At 60.8% G+C, this 22606-nt stretch carries 22 protein-coding genes and 1 tRNA gene; 9 read left to right on the top strand and 14 right to left on the bottom strand.

Annotated features, from left to right (window positions below; genetic code table 11):
* Positions 1-11: 11 nt before the first annotated feature.
* The 3 genes from J4G38_RS03010 to J4G38_RS03020 form a co-directional block, all read right to left on the bottom strand.
* Positions 12-482 carry a DUF2721 domain-containing protein gene (locus J4G38_RS03010; protein WP_210518379.1) on the bottom strand — a complete coding sequence of 157 codons (471 nt, stop codon included), beginning with the start codon at positions 480-482 and terminating at the stop codon, positions 12-14.
* A gap of 90 nt (positions 483-572) precedes the next feature.
* Positions 573-1904 carry an NAD(P)/FAD-dependent oxidoreductase gene (locus tag J4G38_RS03015; protein ID WP_210518381.1) on the bottom strand — a complete coding sequence of 444 codons (1332 nt, stop codon included), beginning with the start codon at positions 1902-1904 and terminating at the stop codon, positions 573-575.
* 130 nt (positions 1905-2034) lie between these two features.
* The gene (locus tag J4G38_RS03020; protein ID WP_210518383.1) at positions 2035-2481 is read right to left on the bottom strand and encodes an META domain-containing protein; all 447 of its coding nucleotides are present in this window, start codon (positions 2479-2481) and stop codon (positions 2035-2037) included.
* Between the two features lie 309 nt (positions 2482-2790).
* Between J4G38_RS03020 and J4G38_RS03025 the strand changes: the two genes are divergently transcribed.
* Positions 2791-3237 carry a DUF2141 domain-containing protein gene (locus tag J4G38_RS03025; RefSeq protein ID WP_210518385.1) on the top strand — a complete coding sequence of 149 codons (447 nt, stop codon included), beginning with the start codon at positions 2791-2793 and terminating at the stop codon, positions 3235-3237.
* A gap of 92 nt (positions 3238-3329) precedes the next feature.
* On the opposite strand, the gene J4G38_RS03030 is transcribed toward J4G38_RS03025, so the two are convergent.
* From J4G38_RS03030 to J4G38_RS03045, 4 genes are all read right to left on the bottom strand, one after another.
* Positions 3330-3815, bottom strand: coding sequence for a YdeI/OmpD-associated family protein (locus tag J4G38_RS03030; protein WP_210518387.1), 486 nt, complete (start codon positions 3813-3815; stop codon positions 3330-3332).
* A 90-nt stretch (positions 3816-3905) separates the two neighbouring features.
* A complete protein-coding gene (locus J4G38_RS03035) occupies positions 3906-5156 on the bottom strand; it encodes a glutamate-5-semialdehyde dehydrogenase (RefSeq protein WP_210518390.1) in 1251 nt (416 codons plus the stop codon).
* A 1-nt stretch (position 5157) separates the two neighbouring features.
* The gene (proB, locus tag J4G38_RS03040; RefSeq protein WP_210518392.1) at positions 5158-6249 is read right to left on the bottom strand and encodes a glutamate 5-kinase; all 1092 of its coding nucleotides are present in this window, start codon (positions 6247-6249) and stop codon (positions 5158-5160) included.
* Positions 6250-6385: 136 nt separating this feature from the next.
* Positions 6386-7384 carry an aldo/keto reductase gene (locus J4G38_RS03045; RefSeq protein WP_210518394.1) on the bottom strand — a complete coding sequence of 333 codons (999 nt, stop codon included), beginning with the start codon at positions 7382-7384 and terminating at the stop codon, positions 6386-6388.
* A 290-nt stretch (positions 7385-7674) separates the two neighbouring features.
* Between J4G38_RS03045 and J4G38_RS03050 the strand changes: the two genes are divergently transcribed.
* Complete coding sequence (locus tag J4G38_RS03050) at positions 7675-8376, top strand: DsbA family oxidoreductase (protein ID WP_210518396.1); 702 nt, start codon at positions 7675-7677, stop codon at positions 8374-8376.
* 38 nt (positions 8377-8414) lie between these two features.
* On the opposite strand, the gene J4G38_RS03055 is transcribed toward J4G38_RS03050, so the two are convergent.
* From J4G38_RS03055 to mfd, 3 genes are read right to left on the bottom strand one after another with little or no spacing between them, the layout of a single operon-like run.
* Positions 8415-8873 (bottom strand): GNAT family N-acetyltransferase, encoded by a 459-nt coding sequence (locus tag J4G38_RS03055; RefSeq protein ID WP_210518398.1) that lies wholly within the window; start codon positions 8871-8873, stop codon positions 8415-8417.
* Between the two features lie 9 nt (positions 8874-8882).
* Positions 8883-9569 (bottom strand): DUF6624 domain-containing protein, encoded by a 687-nt coding sequence (locus J4G38_RS03060; RefSeq protein ID WP_210518400.1) that lies wholly within the window; start codon positions 9567-9569, stop codon positions 8883-8885.
* A gap of 9 nt (positions 9570-9578) precedes the next feature.
* The gene (gene mfd, locus J4G38_RS03065) at positions 9579-12992 is read right to left on the bottom strand and encodes a transcription-repair coupling factor (protein ID WP_210518401.1); all 3414 of its coding nucleotides are present in this window, start codon (positions 12990-12992) and stop codon (positions 9579-9581) included.
* Between the two features lie 223 nt (positions 12993-13215).
* On the opposite strand from mfd, the gene J4G38_RS03070 reads away from it, so the two are divergent.
* Together J4G38_RS03070 and J4G38_RS03075 are read left to right on the top strand one after the other, a co-directional pair.
* A complete protein-coding gene (locus J4G38_RS03070) occupies positions 13216-13956 on the top strand; it encodes a metal-dependent hydrolase (protein WP_210518403.1) in 741 nt (246 codons plus the stop codon).
* Positions 13957-14352: 396 nt separating this feature from the next.
* Positions 14353-15363, top strand: a complete 1011-nt coding sequence (locus J4G38_RS03075) for an NYN domain-containing protein (protein ID WP_210518404.1) — start codon at positions 14353-14355, stop codon at positions 15361-15363.
* 125 nt (positions 15364-15488) lie between these two features.
* Here the strand turns inward: J4G38_RS03075 and J4G38_RS03080 are convergent, their stop codons facing one another.
* Positions 15489-15977, bottom strand: a complete 489-nt coding sequence (locus J4G38_RS03080; protein ID WP_226163085.1) for a PaaI family thioesterase — start codon at positions 15975-15977, stop codon at positions 15489-15491.
* 135 nt (positions 15978-16112) lie between these two features.
* Here J4G38_RS03080 and J4G38_RS03085 point away from each other — a divergent pair, with 135 nt between their 5' ends.
* Positions 16113-16418 (top strand): DUF962 domain-containing protein, encoded by a 306-nt coding sequence (locus J4G38_RS03085; RefSeq protein ID WP_210518406.1) that lies wholly within the window; start codon positions 16113-16115, stop codon positions 16416-16418.
* Here J4G38_RS03085 and J4G38_RS03090 read toward each other — a convergent pair.
* On the bottom strand, positions 16415-16876 hold the full coding sequence (locus J4G38_RS03090; RefSeq protein WP_210518407.1) for a GNAT family N-acetyltransferase: 462 nt from the start codon (positions 16874-16876) through the stop codon (positions 16415-16417). The two genes, J4G38_RS03085 and J4G38_RS03090, sit on opposite strands and share 4 nt — an antisense overlap.
* A 106-nt stretch (positions 16877-16982) precedes the next feature.
* Here J4G38_RS03090 and J4G38_RS03095 point away from each other — a divergent pair, with 106 nt between their 5' ends.
* Both J4G38_RS03095 and J4G38_RS03100 read left to right on the top strand, forming a co-directional pair.
* The gene (locus J4G38_RS03095; RefSeq protein ID WP_210518408.1) at positions 16983-17474 is read left to right on the top strand and encodes a YajQ family cyclic di-GMP-binding protein; all 492 of its coding nucleotides are present in this window, start codon (positions 16983-16985) and stop codon (positions 17472-17474) included.
* Between the two features lie 119 nt (positions 17475-17593).
* Entirely contained in the window at positions 17594-18361 is a 768-nt protein-coding gene (locus J4G38_RS03100) for a TerC family protein (protein ID WP_226163086.1), read from the top strand.
* 77 nt (positions 18362-18438) lie between these two features.
* Here J4G38_RS03100 and J4G38_RS03105 read toward each other — a convergent pair whose 3' ends face one another.
* Both J4G38_RS03105 and J4G38_RS03110 read right to left on the bottom strand, forming a co-directional pair.
* Complete coding sequence (locus tag J4G38_RS03105; RefSeq protein WP_210518409.1) at positions 18439-18855, bottom strand: hypothetical protein; 417 nt, start codon at positions 18853-18855, stop codon at positions 18439-18441.
* A gap of 34 nt (positions 18856-18889) precedes the next feature.
* Positions 18890-19423, bottom strand: a complete 534-nt coding sequence (locus J4G38_RS03110; protein ID WP_210518410.1) for an RNA methyltransferase — start codon at positions 19421-19423, stop codon at positions 18890-18892.
* Positions 19424-19645: 222 nt separating this feature from the next.
* On the opposite strand from J4G38_RS03110, the gene mutS reads away from it, so the two are divergent.
* The gene (gene mutS / locus J4G38_RS03115) at positions 19646-22339 is read left to right on the top strand and encodes a DNA mismatch repair protein MutS (protein WP_210518451.1); all 2694 of its coding nucleotides are present in this window, start codon (positions 19646-19648) and stop codon (positions 22337-22339) included.
* 140 nt (positions 22340-22479) lie between these two features.
* Positions 22480-22555 (top strand) — tRNA-Gly (locus tag J4G38_RS03120).
* Positions 22556-22606 lie beyond the last annotated feature (51 nt).

The following is a 22606-nucleotide window of genomic DNA, read 5'->3' on the forward strand; positions in this document are numbered from 1 at the left end:
CGCGCTACCCGCTACTCCGGCTTCGTCAAATACGTGGTTTCCTCGGCTACGTCGGACAGTGCAAGGCGCGATTCCCGTATCAGCAGCACGCTGGCGTAGAGCAGCAGGCCGGAGCCGAGCACACTGAGCACGGCAATTATCCAGGTGGCCGAGCTGTTCACCAGCTCGAAGATGCCGATGGTGCAGATGCTGGCGATGAACACCGCCAACGTGAGGTGCAGGATGGTCATGGACTGCTGAAGCAGGCGGGCCCGGCGGGCGGCGAACGAGAGCTGGAGCCGCAGGTGGGTGTGCTCGGCGGGGTCGGGCGCGGCGGCGTGGCGCTGCTGGTGGCGCAGCTGCTTGGCCACGTCGCGCTGCCGCTCAATGCTGCGGCTCAGGCGCTGCGAGGTAGTCAGAATCAGCGAGCCGCAGGCCGACACCAGCACCGCCGGCGTGAACATGGCCGAAAGAATGGTCAGCGTGTCGGAGAGGTTCGGCATGGCACTGGTTTGCACGATGACTGACGCGCGTTGGCGGTGCTCAGCGTGCCGGTTGTTTGGGGCATCCGGTGAATTTCCCGCATCTACCCGTCACACAATGGCTTTTTCGGCCACCTCCGCTTCCAGCATCGGTTTTTTTACTTGTCCGATGATGTAGCGCAGGCCTTTGTCCTGGGTGAAATAATTCCAGCCCCAGGTGAGGAACACCGCGATGCGGTTGCGGAAGCCCACCAAGGATATGACGTGAATGAAGCTCCAGGCCAGCCAGGCAATGAAGCCGCTGAGGTGGTACTCGCGGCCAAAAAGCTTGATGTCGGCCACGGCGTGGTTGCGGCCGATGGTGGCCATCGCGCCCTTGTCGTGGTACACAAAAGGCTGCATGGCCTGGCCGGCCAGCTGGCGGGTGATGTTCTGGCCGAGCTGGCGGCCCTGCTGCAAGGCCGGCTGGGCCACCATGGGGTGGCCTTCGGGGTAGGCCTGGCACTTCATCAGGGCAATGTCGCCGAGGGCAAAAACGTTGTCGTAGCCCTGAATGCGGTTTTGCTCGTCCACGGCGTAGCGGTTGCCGGGCAGCAGGCAGTCGGGGGCGAGGCCGGCAATGGGCGCGCCCGTGACGCCCGCCGCCCAAATCAGGGTGCGGGTGATGAACTGCTGGCCCGAGTTGAGCGTCACGGTGTAGCCGTCGTAGGACTTCACCCGCGCTTCGAGCCACACCTGCACGCCGAGCTGGTGCAGGTAATCCAGCGCCTTTTGCGAGGCATTGGCCGACATGCCCTTGAGCAGCGCCGGCCCGCTTTGTATCAGGTGGATGTCCATTTCCTTGAAATCCAGCTCGCGGTAGTCCTTGGGGAAAACGTGGGTGCGCAGCTCGCTGAGCGCGCCCGCGATTTCGACGCCGGTGGGGCCGCCGCCCACAATCACGAAATCCAGCAGGCTGTTGATTTGCTCGTAGTCGCCGAGCTGCAGGGCCTGCTCAAAGTTCGAAAGCACGGTGTTGCGCAGCTCCAGGGCCTCTTCCACGCTCTTGATGGCGATGGAGTTCTTGGCCATCGCGGCATCGCCGAAGTAGTTGGGCTCGGCGCCGGTGGCCAGCACCAGGAAATCGTAGCGCAGCAGGCCAATCGACGTTTCCACCACCTGCTCGGTGGAATTGACGCTCGTGACCTCGGCCAGCCGGAAATAAAAGTTTGCCTGCTCGCTAAGAATTTTGCGGAACGGCGACACAATGTTGCCCTCGTCCAGCCCGGCCGTGGCCACCTGGTACAGCAGCGGCTGGAAAGTGTGGTAGTTCTGCTTGTCAATCAGCACCACCTGCACCGGGGCATTGGCCAGGGATTTGGCCAGTTCCAGGCCGCCGAAGCCGCCGCCTACTATCACCACGCGCGGTTTGCCGAGGTCGTCAATTTTTGCTAAGCCTTCCATGGAGTAAATATCGGGGCCACCTGAAGCGCGGCCTGCCACTGTGCTCCTTACCGGGTTTTGGGGCAGGGAGTTGCCTGAAGTTGCAACAAGCCGGTTCCGGTTGCGAAAAACCGCCCCGAATTGATGCGCCCTACTTCCCGGCGCGCCGGAACACCAGCCGCGGAGTGGCCGCCGTGGCGTCGTACAGCCGCAGCTCCTCGCCGCTGATTTCGTAGCGAGTAGTCAGGGCCAGGTTATCGAGGAACCGGGTTTCCAGCGTTTGCACGGGGCAGGCCACGCGGGTCGGAATCTGGGGCGAAATGCTGAGCAGCTGCCCGTTGCCACCGAGCCGGAAGCGCCCGCTGAAATTGTTGCACGGCCCCAGGCCCACGGTGCATTTGCCAAGGTCCACGAATTCGAGGTAGGGCTTGCTGGCACCCGAATAGCCGGCTACCGCCACCGGCGCGTCATCGATGCGGGCCAGCAGCCAGCGGTTTTCCAGCAGCGCGGCGGTGGGAGAGGCCACGTTCTCTTTTTCGCAGCTAGCCAGGGAAATAACGGCTAACAGGGCCAGCAGCAGGAAGCGCCAGGGTTTCATCGGACAGCGGTTGAGCGTAGAGAACGTAATGATAAGAAGAAAATGCGAAGGCGTTCAGCCAATTAAAAAACGTCCTGCTCATCTGGCGTTCGCGCAGCCGAAGCAGCTCGCTCGCGGTACAAACACTTTGGGGTAAACAATGGATATAGGGCGGCCCGCGAAATATTCCGGTGGCGGAATGGGCCCGCAAAAAGCGGCGCTTTAAGCATGGAGGGGCCGGCAAAACCGGTGACTGTCGAACTCTTTCCGTAAGTGCAGGCGTTGGGCTCCTACCTTGCACTATCCGTCATGTAATCAATAATTTCGCTTATGAACGTGTTGTCGCTTTGCCCGTTGTTGATTGGCAGTAGTGTGTTGGCCGCCGCCGCGCCGGCCCCGCCCCCCGCCGAAACGGCTTCCGTAACGGTCGTGGTCTCGGCGCTGGTGTCCACCACATCCACCGTCAAACTCTATTTCTACAACACCCGCGCCGGGTTCCTGAAGCACGGCCAGTGGGCGTTTTCGAAGTCGGTGAAGCCCGAGGGCAAGAGCGAATTTTCGCTGCCCGTCGATTTGCCAAAGGGCGAATGGGCCGTGGCCATCACCCAGGACATGAACAACAACGACAAAATTGACAAGAACTTCCTCGGCATTCCCACCGAGCCCTACGCTTTCTCCAACAACGTTCGTCCCACCATTGCCGCGCCCGATTTCAACGAGTGCAAATTCATGGTCGACGGCCCCGGCAAAGTCGTGAGCATCGTGCTGAAGGACTAACGGCCCGATTCAGAACAGTCAAGTAACAAGAACCTCATGCTGAGCGGAGCCGAAGCATGAGGTTCTTTTTTTATTGTTAGCCGACCAATCGGTCAGTCGCCGCGAAACGGGTGCAGGCCGCGCGCCAGCCGCTCCACCAGCGTCACGGCGCGCCGGGCGCGGGTTTCGTGCTGCTTGCCCTCGGCCACAAGGCGGGCCATGGAGCGGCGGTGCGAGCCGCTGTAGTTGTTGAAGGCCGTTTCGGCTTCGGGCCAGGCGGCCAGGGCTTCGGCCAGCTCGTCGGGCAGGTCGACGTGGTCGGGATTCGGGTCGGGCTCGATGGCGATTTCCAGCTCCTGGCCCAGCTCAATGCCAGCCTCGCGGCACACGTCCTTGTTTAGCATCAGGTAGCGCCCGCCACCTTCCAGCAGCAGCAGGCCCAGCCGCAGCGCGTGGCCCCGAATGGTGACGATAACGCGCTTCGTGGCTTTGCCGCCCAGCGCCGCCAGCACCTCAGCCGGCACCACCACGGTTTGCGTGGGCATGAAGCTGGGCCCGCCCGGCTCCAGCACGGCGCGGAAATGAATGAGGTGAGGCATGGTGTAGAGACGCATAATTGCGTCATATCGGTGAACGATGACGGGCAAATAAGGCGGACGCCGAGACGCAAATAGGCGTCTCTACCTCGTTCACGAAGTTCTGATTTGCCCAGTGCCGCGCACCAGCCACTTGTAGCTCGTCAGCTCCTCCAGGCCCATGGGCCCGCGGGCGTGTAGCTTTTGGGTGCTGATGCCGATTTCGGCTCCCAATCCAAACTGCGCGCCATCGGTGAAAGCGGTGGAAGCGTTGGCGTACACAGCGGCAGCATCCACCGCATTGAGGAAGGTTTCGAGGTGGTCGGCATCCTCCGAAATAATGGCTTCGCTGTGCCTGGAGCCGAACTGCGCAATGTGCTCCAGCGCTTCGTGCAGCGAGGCCACGGTTTTCACGGCCATGCGCAGCGACAGAAACTCGGTGCCGAAATGCTCCTCCGTGGCGTGGGCCAGCAGCGGGGGCGGGTAGTGGCCCATCAGCGCGGCGTGGGCCGGGGCATCGGCAAAAAGCTGCACCTCTGCCTCGGCCAGTGGGGCCAGCAGCGCGGGCAAATCGGCCAGCCGGCTTTCGTGAATAAGCAGGCAGTCCAGTGAGTTGCACACGCTCACACGCCGGGTTTTGGCGTTGGCAATGATAGCCGCGCCCTGCGCTAAATCCCCGGTTTCGTCAAAAAACGTATGCACCACGCCGGCTCCGGTTTCGATGACTGGCACGCGGGCATTCTCCCGCACGTAGTTGATGAGCGCCTGGCTGCCGCGCGGAATCAGCACATCCACGCAGCCCACGGCCGCGAGCAGGGCCGCCGTGGCGGCGCGGTCGGGCGGCAGGAGCGTGGCCACGGCCGGGTTCAGCTCGTGGCGGGCCAGTACGGGCGCGGCCACGGCCAGCAGCGCGGCGTTGGAGAATGCGGCATCGGAGCCGCCCTTCAGCAGGCAGGCGTTGCCGGTTTTCAGGCACAGCGCCAGGCTATCGAACGTCACGTTGGGCCGGGCTTCGTAAATGATGCCGATGACGCCCAGCGGCACCCGCACCTTGCTCAGGTGCAGGCCGTTCGGCAGGCCTTTCTGGCTAAGGATTTCGCCCAGCGGGGAGGGCAGGCCGGCTATGTTGCGCAGGTCGTTGGCCATGCCTGTGAGGCGCTCGGCGGTGAGGCGCAGGCGGTCGTGGTTGGGGTTGGTTTCCGGCATCAGGGCCAGGTCCCGGGCATTTTCGGCCAGCAGGAAAGGGGTTTCGGCCACGGTGGCGTCGGCCAGGTCGCGCAGCAGGGCATCGATGGCGGCGGGGGCCACGGCGGCCAGCTCGCGGCTGGCTTGCCGGGTGGCTTCAAAAACGGTTTGCAGGTCCACGTTAGGCGAGGTCAGGGTTCAGGAACAGGTAATCGTAGTGCACCAGCGGGCGCTGGTGCTGCTGGCCCAGCCGCTCCAGGGCCTTATCGGCACCGTATTCGGCAATGCCGAGGCCCAGCGGCTGGCCGGCTTCGTCGATAATCTGCACAATATCGCCTTTTTGGAATTGGCCTTCAATGCTCAGAATGCCCACGGGCAGCAAACTGATGGCCTTGCCCGGCGTGCTGAGGGCCGCCCGCGCCCCCGCGTTCACCCGCACCACGGCCTTGGCGGCCGCTTGGGCGTGGGCCAGCCACTTCTTCTTGCCCGAAGCCGTTTTGCTGGGCCGGAACCAGGTATTTACCGCCGTTTCGGCCACCACGGCGGGCAGAATATCGGCCGTTTTGCCGTTGGCAATGTGCACGCTGATGCCCAGCTTGGCCACCTTGTGCGCCATGTGGCACTTGGTGAGCATGCCGCCCCGCCCAAACTGCGAGCGTTGCGCCGTGATGAAGGAGTCGAAGCCCGTATCGGTCGGGGCAATTTCCCGAATCAGCTCCGACTCCGGCAGGCGCGGGTCGCCGGTGAAAATGCCGTCCACGTTGGTGAGAATAATCAGCGCATCGGCATCGAGCTGGGCGGCAATGAGGCTGGCCAGCTCGTCGTTGTCCGTGAACATCAGCTCCGTGACGGAAATCACATCGTTCTCATTCACAATGGGAATCACGTCTTGCTGGAGCAATTCCTGGAAGCAGTTTTTCATGTTCAGGTAGTGCTGGCGGTCGCGGAAATCTTCCTTGGTCACCAGCACCTGGGCGCAGAGCAGGCCGTGGCGGCCCAGCAGCTCGGCGTAGGTGCTCAGCAGCTTTACCTGGCCCACGGCGGCCAGGAGCTGGCGGCTGCGCACGGCATCAGCCTGGGCGGGCATGGTGATGAGGCTGCGTCCCGCCGCCACCGCGCCCGATGATACGACAATGACTTCCCGGCCCTGGGCTTTGAGGGCGACAATCTGGTCGACTAGCTGAGCCATGCGGGTCAGGTCGGGCAGGCCGTTGTCCTGGGTGAGCACGTTGGAGCCGATTTTGACGACGATTCGGCGATAGGGGAGAGGCATAGCGGAACGGGCGCAAAAAAGGCGCTGCCAAAGCTAGCAGCGCCTGTTGGGTTTTGGGCAAAATTAATAGACCGTCGTGCTCGGCTGCGCGGACGCCAGCCGAGCACGACGGTCTTTCGGCCTAACTGTCCCCCAATTACACCGCCGCCGGCTCCAGCGTCTTCAGCTGCTTGTTGATGAAATCCACTTCCTCAAACGTGAGCTGGAAATCCATGGCCCGGGCATTCTGCACGGCTTGCTCGGGGTTGCGGGCCCCCACCAGCGTCACCGAGATGCCGGGCTGCGCCAGTGTCCAGCGCAGCACCAGCTGGCCGAGGGTGGCATTTTTGGTTTCGGCCAGCGGGCGGATTTTGTTCAGCACGGCATTCACGCGGCTCACGTTTTCGGGCGTGAACAGGCGGTGGCCGTTGCGCAGGTCGCCGTCATCGAAGTGCTGGCCGGGCTTCATTTTGCCAGTGAGCAGGCCCAGTTGCAAGGGGCTGTAGACCAGAATGGCCTTATCGTTTTCGAGGCAATACGGCACCACGTCCTTCTCAATATCGCGGCGCAGCATGCTGTAGGGCACCTGGTTGGAAGCCAATTTCACGGTTTTTTCGGCTTCCTGCATTTGGGCCACCGAGTAGTTGCTGACGCCGCCCGCCCGCACTTTTCCCTGTTCGATGAGCCGGGCTACGGCCTCCATCGTCTCGTCAATCGGCGTGGTCACGTCGGGCCAGTGCTGCTGGTAGAGGTCGATGTAGTCGGTGCCAAGGCGGCGCAGGCTGTCCTCGCACTCCTTGATGATGCTGTCGCGGCTGGCGTACTTGTACACGTCGAGGTCGTGGCCGTCGTTGTCCTTGGTTTTCATGGCGAAATCGCCCTGGGCCACATCCCAGCGCATGCCGAATTTGGTGAGGAGTTGCACCTTGTCGCGGGGCAGGGTTTTGATGGCTTCGCCCACTATTTTTTCGCTGAAGCCCATCCCGTACACCGGGGCCGTGTCGATGCTGGTCACGCCCAAATCGTAGCTGGCGTGGATGGCGCCCACGGCGTCGTTCTGTTCGGTGCCGCCCCACATCCAGCCGCCCGCCGCCCAGCTGCCAAAGGTGATGCGCGAAACGGAAACGTCGGAGGAGCCTAGTTTTTGGTATTCCATGAGAAGGGTTGGTTTAGGGGAAAGTGGCCGGCTGGGGCCGGGTTTGTTAACCGGGCTTTGGGGGCGAAGGTTGCGGCGGGGGTAGTTTAGAACATCGGCTATCAGGCCGTCATGCTGAGCGCAGTCGAAGCATCTCGCGTGGGGTAGCAATCCAACCGTTCAATGATGCGGGCGAGATGCTTCGACTGCGCTCAGCATGACGTTCAACAGCTCCCGTTGTATCAGCCTCAGAAACTTTTCCTCGCCCCAGCTTCTTGTAGCCACTTCCGTAGCTTCAAAACCCCAACGATATGAAAGTTGAAATCTGGTCCGATGTGGTGTGCCCGTTCTGCTACATCGGCAAGCGCAAATTTGAAAATGCGCTCCAAAAATTTGCTCACCGCGACGACGTGGAAGTGGTATGGCACAGCTTCCAGCTGACGCCCGACTTTGAGCCCGTTCCCGGCGAAAGCATCCACGAGTCGCTGGCCAAGAAAAAAGGCGTTTCGGCCGAAGAAGGCCGGAAAATGAACGACTACATGACCAACGCCGCCAGGGAAGTGGGCCTGGCCTACGACTTCGACCGCGCCGTGCCGGCCAACACCTTTCTGGCGCACCAGCTCATTCATCTCGGCGCCCACCACGGCCGCCAGGACGCCACCAAGGAGCGCCTCATGGCCGCCTATTACACCGAAGGTCAGAACATCGGCGACCTCGACACGCTCGTAAAGCTCGGAGCCGAAGTAGGCCTTGATGCCGCCGAAATCCGTACCGCCCTCACCGCCGGCACCTACGCCGAAGCCGTGCGCCTCGACGAATACCACGCCCAGCAAATCGGCGTGCGCGGCGTGCCCTTTTTCGTGTTTGAAGACAAGTACGCCGTGTCCGGTGCCCAGCCCAGCGAGCTGTTCTCCGAAGTGCTGGAGAAAGTGTGGGACGAGTTCAAGCCCGCCAAACCGGCCCTCACTATGGTAGCCGACGGCCCCGCCTGCGGCCCGGAAGGCTGTGAATAACGCACCGAAACCTGACCCCATCTTCTTTGGAGAGGGGGTCAGGGGGTGAGGTTTCGTAGCATCGGAATGTGCGGGATGCCGTCCTCCACGTACATCGGCCCGCACTGCTCGTAGCCGAAGGTGTTGTAAAATGGCTCCAGGTGCTGCTGGGCCCCAATCTTATTGGGCTGAGGACCAAACAGCGCATCGGAGTGCGCCAGGGCCTGCCGCATCAGCTCGCGTCCCAGCCCGTACTGCCGGAACTGCTGCGCCACGATGACGCGCCCAATGCTGGCCTCCGCGTAGCACTTGCCAGCTCCGAAGAGGCGGGCGTAGGCCACCAGCTCGCCGGCCTCGTTGTAGCCCAGCAGGTGATAGGCGTCCACATCCTGGCGGTCGATGTCCTGGAAAGCACAGTTTTGCTCCACCACAAACACTTCGGAGCGCAGGCGCAGCACGTCGTAAAGAATCAGGGGCGGGAAAGATTCGAAGGGAATGCAATGCCAGCGAATGGTCATAAACGGGGGCTATTTGGGCATTTTTTCGACGTCTTGCAACGTCAGCACGCGGTATTGAACGCCCAAATTAGCAGCATTCTGCTCCACGGTGGTGGGAAAGCCGGCCTTTTTTCGGCGCTCGTTTACCCCCGCCGCATCCCTGATGGGCCACACGAAGGGGCGCTGCGCTTCGCGCCGGCCGGTGGCGGGGTTCAGCACATTGTAGCCCATGGCTTGCGTGCCGTAGCGCTGCTCCCGGCCCTCGCGCATCAGCTGGCGGTCCAGCATCTGGGCGTAGAGATGGTAAGGCAATTCGTGCTTGTCGGCGGCTTTTTTGACGAGCGGCAGGTACTGGTTGATGTCGTCGGAATGCTGGATGACGTACCAGGCGGCCTCGTTCGTGGGCTCGCCCACCAAGGACTTGCCGGGGTAGCCGTACTGCTTCAGAAGCACGCGCAGCCGCACCTGATTGGCCGAGTCGGTCTGCATCATCCGGCGCGGAATGTAGGTGGGTAAGCTCTCCCGGGTCACGCCCAGCGCCCGGGCCAGCGAGTCAGGCCGGCGCGCGATGCGCGGGTCAAACAGCATGCTCCGCCACCGCTGGTCAACGGTGTAAATGCTGTCCAGCTCCTGCTTGAGGCGCTGGTTGAGCGTAGTCTGAGCCGCTGCCGGCCGCGCCAGCAACCCCAGCAGCAAGCCAAAAAACAGGAATTTCATGCAGGCAAGTTACACGGCCACGGCCTCTTCGCTGCCCAGCTCACTCAGCACGCGCTTGGCCTGCTGAATGGAGCGTACCTCCTCAAACGTCACAATCAGCTGTTCCTTGCGTTCCTTCAGGTTGGCCGTGCGCGAGTGCGTCTGCACGTAGTTGAGGATGGTGCCGAACTGCTCGCCCTGGAAATAGGCCTTGTGGTCGTCATCGGCGGGTAAAAAGCCCTTCAGCGTGTCGCGCTTCAGCGTGATTTTGGTGAACCCCACCTTGCAGGCTTGCCAGCGCAGCCGCACAATGTCGGCCAGCTGCTCCACTTCAGGCGGCAGCGGGCCGAACCGGTCCACCATGCCGGCCAGCAGCTTGCGCAGCTCTTCCGGCTTTTGGGCGCGGTCGAGCTTGGCGTAGAGCTGCAGGCGCTCCGACACGTTGCTCACGTACTTCTCCGGTATCAGCACCTGCTGGTCGGTTTCCACGTTGCATTCCTGGTTGCGGCCCGCGCCGGCCGCCAGTTGCAGCCGCTGGTTCGAGTCGCCCAGAAACAAGTCGCGGAATTCCGTTTCCTTCAATTCCGTCACCGCCTCGTCCAGAATCTGGTGGTAAGTCTCGTAGCCGAGGTCGTTGATAAAGCCGCTTTGTTCGCCGCCCAGCAGGTTGCCCGCGCCACGAATGTCCAGGTCACGCATAGCCACATTAAAGCCCGCCCCCAGGTCCGAAAACTCCTCCAGCGTGCTCAGGCGCTTGCGCGCATCGGCCGGCAATTGCGCCACCGGCGGCGTTAACAGGTAGCAGTACGCCTTACGATTAGAGCGGCCCACGCGGCCCCGCATCTGGTGCAGGTCGCTCAGGCCTGCCAGGTGGGCGCGGTTGATAATGATGGTGTTAGCGTTCGGAATGTCAAGTCCGGACTCAATGATATTGGTCGAAACCAGCACATCGTACTCGCCCTCCACGAATTTCATCATCCGCTTTTCCAGCATCTCGCCGTCCATCTGTCCGTGGGCGAAGGTGATTTTCGCATCCGGTACCAGCCGCAGAATCGTGGCGGCCATTTCCTCAATGTCCTTCACCCGGTTGTGCACGAAAAATACTTGCCCGCCGCGCTTCAATTCCCGCGCCACCGCGTCCCGAATCAGGATTTCATCATACACGTGCAGCTCCGTGCTCACCGGCTGCCGGTTGGGCGGCGGCGTGGCAATCACGCTCAAATCGCGGGCGCCCATCAGCGAGAAGTGCAGCGTGCGCGGTATCGGCGTGGCCGAGAGCGTGAGCGTGTCCACGTTCACCTTCAACTCCTTGAGCTTGTCCTTGGTCTTGACGCCGAATTTCTGTTCTTCGTCAATAATTAACAGCCCAAGGTCCTTGAATTTAATGTCTTTATTCGTGAGTCGGTGCGTGCCAATTAAAATATCGGTTTTGCCCTCCGCCACGCGCTGCAAGGTGTCCTTTATCTGCTTCGTCGACTTGAAGCGGTTGATGTATTCCACCGTCACCGGCATGGTGGCCAGCCGGTCCCGAAACGTCTTGTAATGCTGCATTGCCAGGATGGTGGTGGGCACCAGCACGGCCGCCTGCTTGCCATCCACCACGGCCTTAAACGCCGCCCGGATAGCCACTTCCGTCTTGCCAAAGCCCACGTCGCCGCAAATCAGCCGGTCCATCGGGTGGGGCTGCTGCATGTCCTGCTTCACGTCTTCCACGGCCTTGGCCTGGTCGGGCGTATCCTCGTAAATAAACGATGATTCCAGTTCCGCCTGCAAGAAACCATCGACCGAAAAAGCAAAGCCCGGTGCCGTTTTCCGCTTGGCATACAGCCGGATAAGGTCGGCCGCAATGTCCTTTACTTTCTTCTTTACCGACCGTTTCTTGTTCTCCCACTCCGGCGAGCCCAGCTTGCTCATCGTGGGCGGCGAGCCTTCTGCGCCGCTGTATTTCGCAATCTTGTGCAGCGAGTGAATGCTGACCGTCAGCAAGTCATCGTCCCGATAAACCAACCGAATAGCCTCCTGAATCTGCCCGTTTATCTCCACCTGCGTCAGGCCCGCAAACCGCGCAATTCCATAATCCTGGTGCGTGACGTAATCACCCGGTTGCAGCGTTTTCAATTCGCGCAGCGTCAGTGCTTTTTTCTTCGAGAATTTCCGGGCTTCCTGCGCCCGGTAATACCGCTCAAACAATTGGTGGTCGGTATAAACAGCCAGCTCAAGCTGCTCATCTATAAAGCCTTCGCGCAGCGCCAGCAGCAAATGCTGGAATTGCACGTTGTTGTCCAACTCGTCAAATATCGTTCGCAGCCGGTCGGCTTGCCGCACGGTATCCGCCGTAATTATCGTGGTGAAATTGCGGTGTTGATTTTCCTGTAAATTCTTCACCATCCGCTCAAATTCCTTGTTGAAACTCGGCTGCGGCTTAGCGGTAAATTGAAATGTTTCGGCCGTTTTAAAATGAAACCGCTTACCGAATTCCACCACCGCGAATTCATCGAGCAGCTTCTTGAAATTCCTGCCCGATTCAAACAAATCAGCCGGCTTGCTCACAATTTGCATGCCGCCGGCTTCGCTCAGCATCTGCTGAAAATTCGCTTCAGCTTTCTCGAATAATTCCGTCACCACGTCCAGCGTCTGGCGCACGTCTTTGGCCCAAATACAGGCCGTGCGGGGCAGAAAATCGAAGAAAGCCTCTCGGGTTTCGGTCAGCATCTTGGTCTGCACATTCGGGATAATGCTGATGCCGGGCCGCGCTTCCACCGACAATTGCGTCTCGGGATTGAACGTGCGAATACTCTCTATTTCATTGCCAAATAACTCCAGGCGAAACGGCAATTCATTGGCGTAGCTGAACACGTCCACAATGCCGCCGCGCACCGCGTACTGGCCCGCTTCGTATACAAAATCCGTTTTCTCAAAGTCGTATTCTCCCAGTAATTCACCCAGGAAATTCACGTCCAGCTTGTCGCCCACCTTCGCGTTAAACGTATTCTTCACCAGGCTTTGCCGGTTAATTACTTTCTCCGTCAGCGCTTCGGGATACGTGACGATAAATACGCTATTGCCGGAAGTAGCTGCCCGCGTGGTGTTAATTCGATTCAGTGCCTCGGCGCGCATCAACACGTTGGCATTTTCCGTTTCATCAAACTGGTAGGGCCGCTTATACGAGCTGGGAAATAGCAGCACCTCCGGCCCTTCGGGCAGCAAATGCTGCAAATCGGACAGGAAATACGCCGCTTCATCCTTGTCGTGCAGAATAAAAACGTGCGGGTGCTGGGCGTGGGCCGTTGCGGCCGCCACCACGGCATCCTGGCTGCCTACCAGGCCGCGCAGGTGCAGGCGCAGGCTGCCGGGATTGGGTTTGGCGGCGCCGCGCAGGCGGGCGGCCAGGGTTTGCAGCTCCGGGGATAGGCGGTATAAACGAAGGAAATCGGCTACTTGCACAGATGATTAGGCTAGGACAGGGCAAATGAAGTAGCCCGGCCGGATGGAATTCCGGTCGGGCTGCGGGGTGAATACACGGGAACGGGAGCGAAGGTTTCCGGGGCCGCCCGTAGCTTCGTGGGCGGTTTTTAGTTGTCAGTTGCTCGTTGTCAGTTGTCAGAAGACTCTGTTCGCGGCCCGCCAGCAAACTAACAACTGACAACGAATAACTGACAACTAAAAAATGCGCGGCTCCTCTCACCTGGCCATTGGCCTCATCACCGGCGTGGCCATTGCCGGGCTGGTGCCCGGCATCCCATTTTCGCTGCCCGGTATTGCCCTGGCCGGCTTTTCCAGCCTCGCCCCCGACCTCGACCACCCCGAAAGCCGCCTGAGCAAGCGCCTGGGCTTCACCCAGAACTACGTGCGCTGGGCCTTTGCCGCCGGGGCCCTGGCCATCGCAGCCTATTCTTACCTGCAATTGCCGCCCGGCTCCGAGCAACGGCTCTACTACACGGTGGCGCTGGCGTTTGGGCTGATTGGGGTGGGTATGCAGGGTGGGTCGGCGCGGCGGCTGGCGCTGCTGTTCACCGGGTTGGCCACCGTAGTAGCGGGCCTTTACACCGAACAATTGTGGCTTAGTTTACTGGGAACGTTTGTGGCGCTGGCCCCCTTCACTTCGCACCGTTCCTGGACGCATACCATCTGGGCCACTGCCCTCTGGACGTACATCGGCCATTTGGCCGACCAGCACCTTGGCTGGCACGGGGTGGCCCTGTTCGCGGGTGCTGGGTATGCTTCTCATAACGTGGCCGATAGTTTGACCAAAGCCGGCGTCAGATGGTTTTTGCCGGTCTCCGATTACTCGTTTAAAATCCCGCTTATCAGCACTGGTTCGGCGTCCGGCAATATGCTGGAAGTGGCCATTTGCGTCGGCTACGCACTGCTGGTGCTGGGCCTGGTGGTGGGCCGAATGGGCTTTTAACAGCCCATTCGGCACGCTTGCCAACTGCCAAAGTGCCAGCAGCGCCGGTATCGGCGAGGCCGTGTGTTGCATAAGTCAGGCAAGACCACTAGCTTCGCAGCAGATATGCCGGGGAAATAGGGCAAAAAAGGTATTGATTCGCATTATTATTCCGCGGTTTCAATCGTTTGTGCAATTCCCGTATTCAACTTAACATCAATTAACTAACGACAACTTCATTTGGGGTTAGCTACGCTCTGGGCTACGTCGTCGGGTTTTGTTTCTTAAATAGCACTATACTACCTGTCACGAATTTGCACGGGGTACAATTATTCCTTAGTTTCGTGACACTTCTACCTCATCCCGCACCTTAATCCCACCTGACACTCTTCTCTAACTTTACTTAACCACATTACCATGAACCAGATGAACAGCCCCTTGATTCGGGTTGGTGTCTTCTATGACGGCAACTATTTTTTAAAAATCAGTGACTATTATTATTTCCAGCACGAGCGCAAGGCCCGCATTAGCCTGGAAGGATTGCACGAATATATCCGCCACCAAGTAGCTGAGGAAGAAGATGTAGACGTGCGTCTGGCGCAAATCACGGACGCCCATTTTTTCCGTGGTCGCCTGTCGGCCACCGAAGCCCGCGACAAAGACCGGCTGTTTCACGACCGCCTGCTCGACGACATTTTGATGAACCTGGGCGTGCAAACGCACTACATGGCCCTAAAAACCCGCGACGGCCGCCTGCAGGAAAAAGGTATCGACGTGTGGCTCTCTCTCGAAGCCCTGGAACTGGCCCTGCACAAAACCCTCGACGTGGTGGTGCTCATCGCTGGCGATTCGGATTACGTGCCCCTCATCCGCAAGCTCAACACCGTGGGCACCCGCGTGATGCTGCTGAACTGGGATTTCAAATACGAAGATTTCAAGGGCGAAACCCGCGTGACGCGCGCCTCGCAGCAGCTGCTGGAGCAGGTTACCTACCCGGTGGCCATGCACGACGTGATTGACCGCGGCCTGCAGCAGCAGGACGAAGTGGTGGAAGCCCTGTTCGTGAGCCAATCCGAGCCGGCTGCTTTCGCTCCCAGCACGGCCTCGGCGCCCAAGCTGGTGCGCCCCACCGGCCCCACCGCCGCCGGCCCCGTGGGCACGCTGGGCATGAGCACCATCAAAAACCTGAAAAACGGCTTTGGCTTCGTCGTGATGCCGCCCAACAACCTGTTCTTCAGCTACGCCGACCTCACTGAAGGCGACTTCAACGACCTGCGCGAAGGCGACTGGGTGGAGTTCACCGTGGGCCGCAACCACCGCGACGAGGATTGCGCCCGCAACGTGCGCAAAGTGCCCGCTCCGCAAATGAGCGACGGCGAGGACGAGTACGAGCCCGTTGGCGTGCACGCCGCCACGGCCGAGCTGTAGCAACCCCGCCGTCATTGCGAGGAGAGCGCCGCGGAACGCGGCAATCCTCCCACTCAACGCGGCTAACTTAGCAATGTGAAAAGCCCCGGCTCTGTTCAGAGTCGAGGCTTTTTGCTTGTGGTGCCCTACTGCATCACCAGCTGCGCGAAGTCCCGCTTGTTGGCCGGATAGCGGTTGAATGTGCCTAGGCCGCGGGCTACGGCCACATCTTCTTTGCCCGCCACCACCCGGTAAATCACGCAGCTACTCACCACCAGGGTGTTGCCGGCGTGGTCGACCACGCCTTTGGCCACCAATACGTCGTGCAACTGCACGGCGTGCAGGTAGTTCATCTTGAACTCGACGGTGGAAACAAATTCCAGGCTGGTGAAGGCCAGGGAAAGCGCGGCGGCACCCAATGCTGCATCCATCAGGCCGGCCAGCACGCCGCCGTGGCAGGTATTGGGCGAAGAAAGATGCTCGTCGCGGACGGTCATGCGGTATTCGGCCTGGCCAGGCGTGGGCACGGTGAGGGCCATGCCGTTGGCGCGGCCGTAGTGGTTCATGTGGTTGTAGGCGGCCACCATGGTAGCGAGGTCGGGGAGGGCGCGGGCGGCAGCGGGAGTATCAGACACGGAGCGGGAATTGGAAGTGAGCAAGAATAAGCGGGTTTGCAGCGGCAAGTTTGAGGAAAAATTTGCTTCATTTGCCAGGGTCGGGCGGTCAGCGGTAGGAGGGAGCATCAATTTTCACAGTTTTCGTGACTTACTATGACTCTGCAGCCCCTCACTTTTGCCGAATTTTACCCGCGCTACTTGCGTGAGCACAGCCGCCGGGGCACGCGGGTCCTGCACTTTGTGGGCACAACGCTGTTTTTGGGCTGCCTGGTGATGCTGAGCGCCACGGGGAACTGGCAGTGGCTGCTGGCGGGCATTGTGGCGGCGTATGGCTTTGCCTGGGTGGGCCATTTTTTCGTGGAGCACAACCGGCCGGCCACGTTCCAGCACCCGTGGTTTTCGCTGCTCGGCGACTTCCGCCTTTACGCCGATTTGTGGCGCGGCCGGGAGAAATTCTAAAGCTGCTTTCGCATTAAAAAGTGCGGAATCACCCCAAAGAGCAGGTGCGACGGCTCTACCACTTCGTAGCCGAGGCGTTGATAAAAGCCCACCGCCGCCTCACGGGAATGCAGAATGATTTCGGTGAGGCCGGCCGCTCGGGCCTGGGCTTCTAAATACGCCATTATCTGGCGGCCCAGGCCCGTGCCCGCGGCCGCCGGTGCCACGGCCATAAAGCGCACTTGCCCCTGGTGGGCGCCCGAAGGGTGCAGCATGCCCACGGCCAGGGCGGTGGGAATTTCTCCGGCTTCATCGGCTAGCAGCAGGGCGTGGATGGTGCCGGGTTCCTCATCGGCGGGGCTGCGCTCCGAGCCCAGGGGCTGCTGCCAGGGCTGGCGCAGCACGGCGTAGCGCAGCTGGTAATAAGCAGCCCATTCGGCGGGCGTGCGGGGTGGGTGGATGGGGGCCGTGTCAGGCATAAGCGGGGCGATGGAGGTGGGAGCGCAACTACGGCCGGTTCGGGCTGTTACCTTTACGGTCCGGCTGCAGCCGGTTTCTCTCTTCAAAATTACGTCCCACCCCGCTATGGCATCCTTCGACATCGTGAGCAAAGTTGACCCGCAAACCCTGGAAAACGCGGTGAACACGGCCCAAAAAGAACTCCAGACCCGCTACGACCTGCGCGACACCAAAGGCGGCATCGAGCTGAATAAAAAGGAAAACACCATTTTGTTGTCCTCCGAAAATTCCATGCGCGTGAAGGCGCTGGAGGACATTCTGCTGGGCCGCGTGGTGAAGCAGGGCATCGACGGCACCAGCCTCGACTTCTCGGCCGAGGAGCAGGCCAGCGGCAGCCTGGTGAAGAAAACCATCAAGGTGCGCGCTGGGGTGGACAAGGAGTTCGGCCGCAAAATCATCAAAGCCATCAAAGACGCCAAGGTGAAGGTGGAAGCCCAGATGCAGGACGACCAGGTGCGCGTAACGGCCAAGAAAATCGACGATTTGCAGGCCGCCATCGCCGTGCTGCGCCGGGCTGATATCGGCCTGCCGCTGCAATTTGTGAACATGAAAAGCTAATGTGCTGATTGATGTGCCGATGTGCCGATGTGCTGATTGTAATGATTATCAAGTCTGCGCGTTTCATACGTTTCATTAATCAGCTCATCAACCAATCTCCTAATTAGCACCTCACCGTAGTGTACGATTTTTCTGCCTTTGCCCACGCTGCCACCTGGGTTAGCTTGCTGACCCTCACGTTCATGGAAATCGTGCTGGGGATTGACAACATCATTTTTATTTCCATCGTCGTCAACCGGCTGGCCAAGGAGTCGCAGGCCCGCGGGCGCACCATCGGGCTGCTGCTGGCGCTGCTGTTTCGCATCGGCCTGCTGCTGAGTATTTCCTGGATTGCGAGCCTGCGCACGCCGTTGTTCACCATCAATATTCCGGACATGGTGAACAACTTTGGGGTGACCGGCCGCGACCTGATTCTGCTGGCCGGCGGCTTGTTTCTAATGTACAAGAGCACCACCGAGATTCATACCAAGCTGCAGGGCGAGGAAGATGACGAGAGCATGGGCGGCGGCAATGCGTCGATGATGAGCATTATCGCGCAGATTGTCGTTATCGACATCGTGTTCAGCTTCGACTCGATTCTGACCGCCGTGGGCCTCGTGGATAACGTGCTGGTGATGATTGCGGCCGTGATTTGTGCCATGTGCATCATGCTGGCCTTCAGCGGCGTGGTGGCCAATTTTGTGAACAACAACCCCACCATCAAGATGCTGGCGCTGTCCTTCCTCATCATGATTGGCTTCATGCTGGTGATGGAAGCCGCCCACAAGGAAGTGGAAAAAGGCTACCTCTACTTCGCCATGGCCTTTTCGCTAACCGTGGAAATCCTGAACCTGCGACTGCGCAAAAAAGTCAAGCCGGTGCATTTGCGCGACTCGAAATATGACTAAGCTCTGTCGCGGGGAGCGGGGGAAGGGACAATACGCCTTGCTGAGCCGCGCTCAGCGGGGCGTTCTTGCATAAGGGGCTAGATGGCCGCCAGCGAAACAACCTTATCGGTTTGGTCGAGCACGCGGCGCTGGGCCAGTTCCAGCAGGCGGCGGTTCAGCTCGGGGCGGTGCTGGCGGTAGAAGGTGTATTCAGCGGCAGTGAAGAGGCCGGTTATCAGGCCCACCACGGTGTAGCGCAGTTTGGTGTTGCGGCTCAGGAGTTCCGCCAGTTGGTGGTGCTGGTCGGTGGGCAGCAGCGCAATGTGGTGGTCGAGGACGAAATCGGCCACGACGGCCAGCAGGAAGTCGTTTTGCAGCTTCAACACCGGACGCAGCGTGGCGTGCAGAAATCCGCCGACCGTGGCCGGGGCTTCGGTTTCGGTGGGGGCAACGGGCACAAGTGGACGCAGGGTAACGAGGGCCGCATCGGGCCGGGCAATAGATTCTGAAAGCATAGCAACGGAACCGGGTGGCGCGCCATTGGTTGCGCTACACCACGCCCAGCTTCACCAGCGCATCCCAGAGCACCACGCCGGCCGCCACGCCCACGTTCAGCGAGTGCTTGGTGCCGAACTGTGGGATTTCCACCGCCAGGTCGCAGAGGGCCAGCACGGCGTCTTCCACCCCGAACACCTCGTTGCCCAGCACCAGCGCCAGCGGCCGGCCCGGTTCGGGCTGAAATTCCGGCAGCGCGACGCTGCCCGTGGTTTGCTCCACGGCCACTACCTGGTAGCCGGCCTGCTTGAGGGCGGCCACGGCGGCCACGGTTTCGGCCGCGTATTCCCAGCTCATGGACTCTTCGCTGCCGAGGGCCGTTTTGGTGATTTCGCGGTGCGGCGGGCGCGGCGTGATGCCGCAGAGCCAGATTTTCTCCAGCGCGAAGGCATCGGCCGTGCGGAAGATGGCGCCCACATTGTGCATGCTCCGCACGTTGTCGAGCACCAAAACCACCGGGCTTTTGGGCGTACTTTTGAAGTCCGCCAACGAGGCCCGATTAAGCTCGGCCATTGTGAGTTTTCGCATGGTAAGTAGCGCGAACTTTGTGGTTCGCGTGGTTGGTTTAGTTCTGTTCGCAGCTGCCCGCAACCGGTCGGCGCACGGGTTCTCTTGTTAATTCACTCGCCTCAAACGCGAACTGCAAAGTTCGCGCTACTTGCCTTGACCACCACCGCCAAAAAAGAATTCGTCATCAAGTCCGTCGGGCCCGACCACATCACCCCCGGTTCGCCCGTCGACACGCCCCTGATGAAGCAGTACTACCTGCTCAAGCAGCAGCATCCCGGCGCGGTGCTGCTGTTTCGGGTGGGCGACTTCTACGAGACGTTTGGGGAGGACGCCGTCACGGCCAGCCGCATTCTCGACATCACGCTCACCAAGCGCGGCGGCGGCACGCCCAACGAGATTCCGCTGGCCGGCTTCCCCCACCACGCCCTCGACAACTACCTGCCCAAGCTGGTGCGCGCCGGCCAGCGCGTGGCCATCTGCGACCAGCTCGAAGACCCCAAAGCGGCCAAAGGCCTCGTGAAACGCGGCATCACGGAGCTGGTGACGCCCGGCGTGAGCATGCACGACAACGTGCTCGAACGCCGCGCCAACAACTACCTCGCCGCCATTCATTTCGGCAAAACCGAAGCCGGCATTTCGTTCCTCGACATCAGCACCGGCGAGTTCCTGGTGGCCCAGGGCACGCTGGACTATCTGGGCAAGCTGCTCCAGAATTTCAGCCCCGCCGAGGTGCTCTTCTGCAAGAAAAGCCGGGGTGAATTCGAGCAGAACTTTGGCCCCGATTACTGCACCTACGCGCTCGATGAGTGGGTTTTTGGCAACGACTACGCCTACGACACCCTCACCCGCCACTTCAAAACCAACTCCCTGAAAGGCTTTGGGGTCGATGGCCTGAAAGACGGCATCGTGGCCGCCGGCTGCATCCTGCACTACCTCGCCGAAACCAAGCATTCCGACCTGGGCCACGTGGCCAGCCTCGGCCGGTTGGAGGAGGACAAATACGTCTGGCTAGACCGGTTCACGGTGCGCAACCTGGAGCTGGTGCACGCCCAGCACCCCGGCGGCGTGCCCCTCATCGACGTGCTCGACCAGACCCTGACGCCCATGGGCGCCCGCCTGCTGCGCAAGTGGATAGTGCTGCCCCTCAAGGAAGTAAGCCAGATTCAGCGCCGGCTGGATACCGTGGCCGCCCTTGTGGCCGATGAAGAGCTGCTGGCCGACCTCACCCAGCACCTGCGCCAGATTAACGACCTGGAGCGCCTGATTTCCAAGGTGGCCGTGCGCCGCGTGAATCCGCGCGAGCTGCTCCAGCTGGCCCGCGCCCTCGAAGCCATTGCGCCGATGCGCGAGCGGCTGGCCGCGTCCGGCGTGAAGGCCCTCGTGAAGCTGGCCGACCAGCTCAACCCCTGCACCAACCTGCGCCAGGAAATCTTCGCCAAAATCAAGCCCGACGCGCCCCTGCTCACCAACCAGGGCGGCGTGCTGAACCCCGGCATCGACCCCGAGCTGGACGAACTGCGCGCTCTGGCCTTCTCGGGCAAAGACTACCTGTTGCAGCTCCAGCAGCGCGAACAGCGCAACACCGGCATTACCTCGCTGAAAGTGGCCTACAACAAGGTTTTTGGCTATTACCTGGAGGTCAGCAACGCCCACAAAACCAAGGTGCCCGCCGAGTGGATTCGCAAGCAGACGCTGGTGAACGCCGAGCGCTACGTGACCGAGGAGCTGAAAACCTACGAGGAAAAAATCCTCAACGCCGAGGAGCTGCTGTTCGTGATTGAGCAGCGGATTTACAGCGACCTGGTGCTGGCCGCGCTCGATTTCGTGCCCCACATCCAGCAAAATGCCCGCGCCATTGGCATCATGGACTGCCTGGCCAGCTTCGCGCTCACCGCCCGGCAGCAGCGCTACGTGATGCCCGACGTGAACGATGGCACGGTGCTCGACATCCGCGCCGGCCGCCACCCCGTCATCGAGCGGCAGCTGCCACCCGGCGAAAGCTACATCCCGAACGACATCTGCCTGAACCAGGACGAGCAGCAGATTGTGGTGATAACCGGCCCCAACATGGCCGGCAAATCGGCCCTGCTGCGCCAGACGGCCCTCATCGTGCTGCTGGCCCAAATAGGGTCATTCGTGCCTGCTGATGCCGCCACGGTAGGCATTATCGACAAGATTTTTACCCGTGTGGGCGCCTCCGACAACCTGAGCAAGGGCGAAAGCACCTTCATGGTGGAGATGACCGAAACGGCTTCCATCCTGAATAATCTCTCGGATAGAAGCCTGGTGCTGATGGACGAAATCGGGCGCGGCACCAGCACCTACGACGGCATCAGCATCGCCTGGGCCATTGTGGAGCACCTGCACAACAACCCCAAAGCCAAGGCCAAAACCCTCTTCGCCACCCACTACCACGAGCTTAACCAACTAGCTGACGACTGCCCCCGCGTGCGCAACTACAACGTGGCCGTGAAGGAGGCCGACGGCCGCATCCTGTTCCTGCGCAAGCTGCAGCCCGGCGGCTCCGAGCACAGCTTTGGCATCCACGTAGCGCGGCTGGCCGGCATGCCCACCAGCGTAGTGCTGCGGGCCAATGAAATCATGCACCACCTCGAAGTGGAACGCACCAGCGCCGGGGCCGAGGACAACGGGCCCACCGAGTTCGACGACGTGCTGGCCGGCATTGAGCCGAATGGCACGCGCCTGGGCGTTGCCGTGCCGCCGCCCCGCGAGCCGGCCCAGCCCCGACCGCGCGCCACCACGGCCGTGGCCACTGCCCCGCGCCCCACCGTGCAGCTGAGCATGTTCGAACCTTCCGACCCGGCCCTGGAACGCATCCGCGAGCTGCTTCAGCACCTCGATATAAATACGCTGACGCCCATCGAAGCGCTGATGAAGCTGAACGAACTGAAGCTGACGCTGGGTAAAATGTAAATTTTTGGGCCTGAAAATGAAGCAAAAAGCCCCCGGCAGTGAAAATTTCCACGCCCGGTACTTGCTTCGCCAAAAAAGGCCCTTACCTTTGTCGAACCATTCAGCGCTACAGAATAATACGCCGTAGCAATGAACCTCCCGCGAGAGTAGCTCAGTTGGTAGAGCGCGACCTTGCCAAGGTCGAGGTCGCGAGTTCGAACCTCGTCTCCCGCTCCAAAAATAAAAAAACGCTGTCTTCGGGCAGCGTTTTTTGTTTATTAGTCATTA

It is taken from the genome of Hymenobacter terricola (genome assembly GCF_017921975.2).
Taxonomy (GTDB): Bacteria; Bacteroidota; Bacteroidia; order Cytophagales; family Hymenobacteraceae; genus Hymenobacter; species Hymenobacter terricola.

Bases quoted from the DNA above. Each gene is read 5' to 3' on its own strand.
- J4G38_RS03060 (WP_210518400.1), bottom strand. From the start codon at position 9,569: ATGAAATTCCTGTTTTTTGGCTTGCTGCTGGGGTTGCTGGCGCGGCCG.
- J4G38_RS03105 (WP_210518409.1), bottom strand. From the start codon at position 18,855: ATGCTTTCAGAATCTATTGCCCGGCCCGATGCGGCCCTCGTTACCCTG.
- mutS (WP_210518451.1), top strand. From the start codon at position 19,646: ATGAAGCAGTACTACCTGCTCAAGCAGCAGCATCCCGGCGCGGTGCTG.
- J4G38_RS03095 (WP_210518408.1), top strand. From the start codon at position 16,983: ATGGCATCCTTCGACATCGTGAGCAAAGTTGACCCGCAAACCCTGGAA.
- J4G38_RS03020 (WP_210518383.1), bottom strand. From the start codon at position 2,481: ATGAAACCCTGGCGCTTCCTGCTGCTGGCCCTGTTAGCCGTTATTTCC.
- J4G38_RS03090 (WP_210518407.1), bottom strand. From the start codon at position 16,876: ATGCCTGACACGGCCCCCATCCACCCACCCCGCACGCCCGCCGAATGG.
- proB (WP_210518392.1), bottom strand. From the start codon at position 6,249: ATGCCTCTCCCCTATCGCCGAATCGTCGTCAAAATCGGCTCCAACGTG.
- J4G38_RS03010 (WP_210518379.1), bottom strand. From the start codon at position 482: ATGCCGAACCTCTCCGACACGCTGACCATTCTTTCGGCCATGTTCACG.
- J4G38_RS03075 (WP_210518404.1), top strand. From the start codon at position 14,353: ATGAACCAGATGAACAGCCCCTTGATTCGGGTTGGTGTCTTCTATGAC.
- J4G38_RS03015 (WP_210518381.1), bottom strand. From the start codon at position 1,904: ATGGAAGGCTTAGCAAAAATTGACGACCTCGGCAAACCGCGCGTGGTG.
- J4G38_RS03025 (WP_210518385.1), top strand. From the start codon at position 2,791: ATGAACGTGTTGTCGCTTTGCCCGTTGTTGATTGGCAGTAGTGTGTTG.
- J4G38_RS03085 (WP_210518406.1), top strand. From the start codon at position 16,113: ATGACTCTGCAGCCCCTCACTTTTGCCGAATTTTACCCGCGCTACTTG.
- J4G38_RS03045 (WP_210518394.1), bottom strand. From the start codon at position 7,384: ATGGAATACCAAAAACTAGGCTCCTCCGACGTTTCCGTTTCGCGCATC.
- J4G38_RS03050 (WP_210518396.1), top strand. From the start codon at position 7,675: ATGAAAGTTGAAATCTGGTCCGATGTGGTGTGCCCGTTCTGCTACATC.
- J4G38_RS03055 (WP_210518398.1), bottom strand. From the start codon at position 8,873: ATGACCATTCGCTGGCATTGCATTCCCTTCGAATCTTTCCCGCCCCTG.
- J4G38_RS03070 (WP_210518403.1), top strand. From the start codon at position 13,216: ATGCGCGGCTCCTCTCACCTGGCCATTGGCCTCATCACCGGCGTGGCC.
- J4G38_RS03030 (WP_210518387.1), bottom strand. From the start codon at position 3,815: ATGCCTCACCTCATTCATTTCCGCGCCGTGCTGGAGCCGGGCGGGCCC.
- J4G38_RS03110 (WP_210518410.1), bottom strand. From the start codon at position 19,423: ATGCGAAAACTCACAATGGCCGAGCTTAATCGGGCCTCGTTGGCGGAC.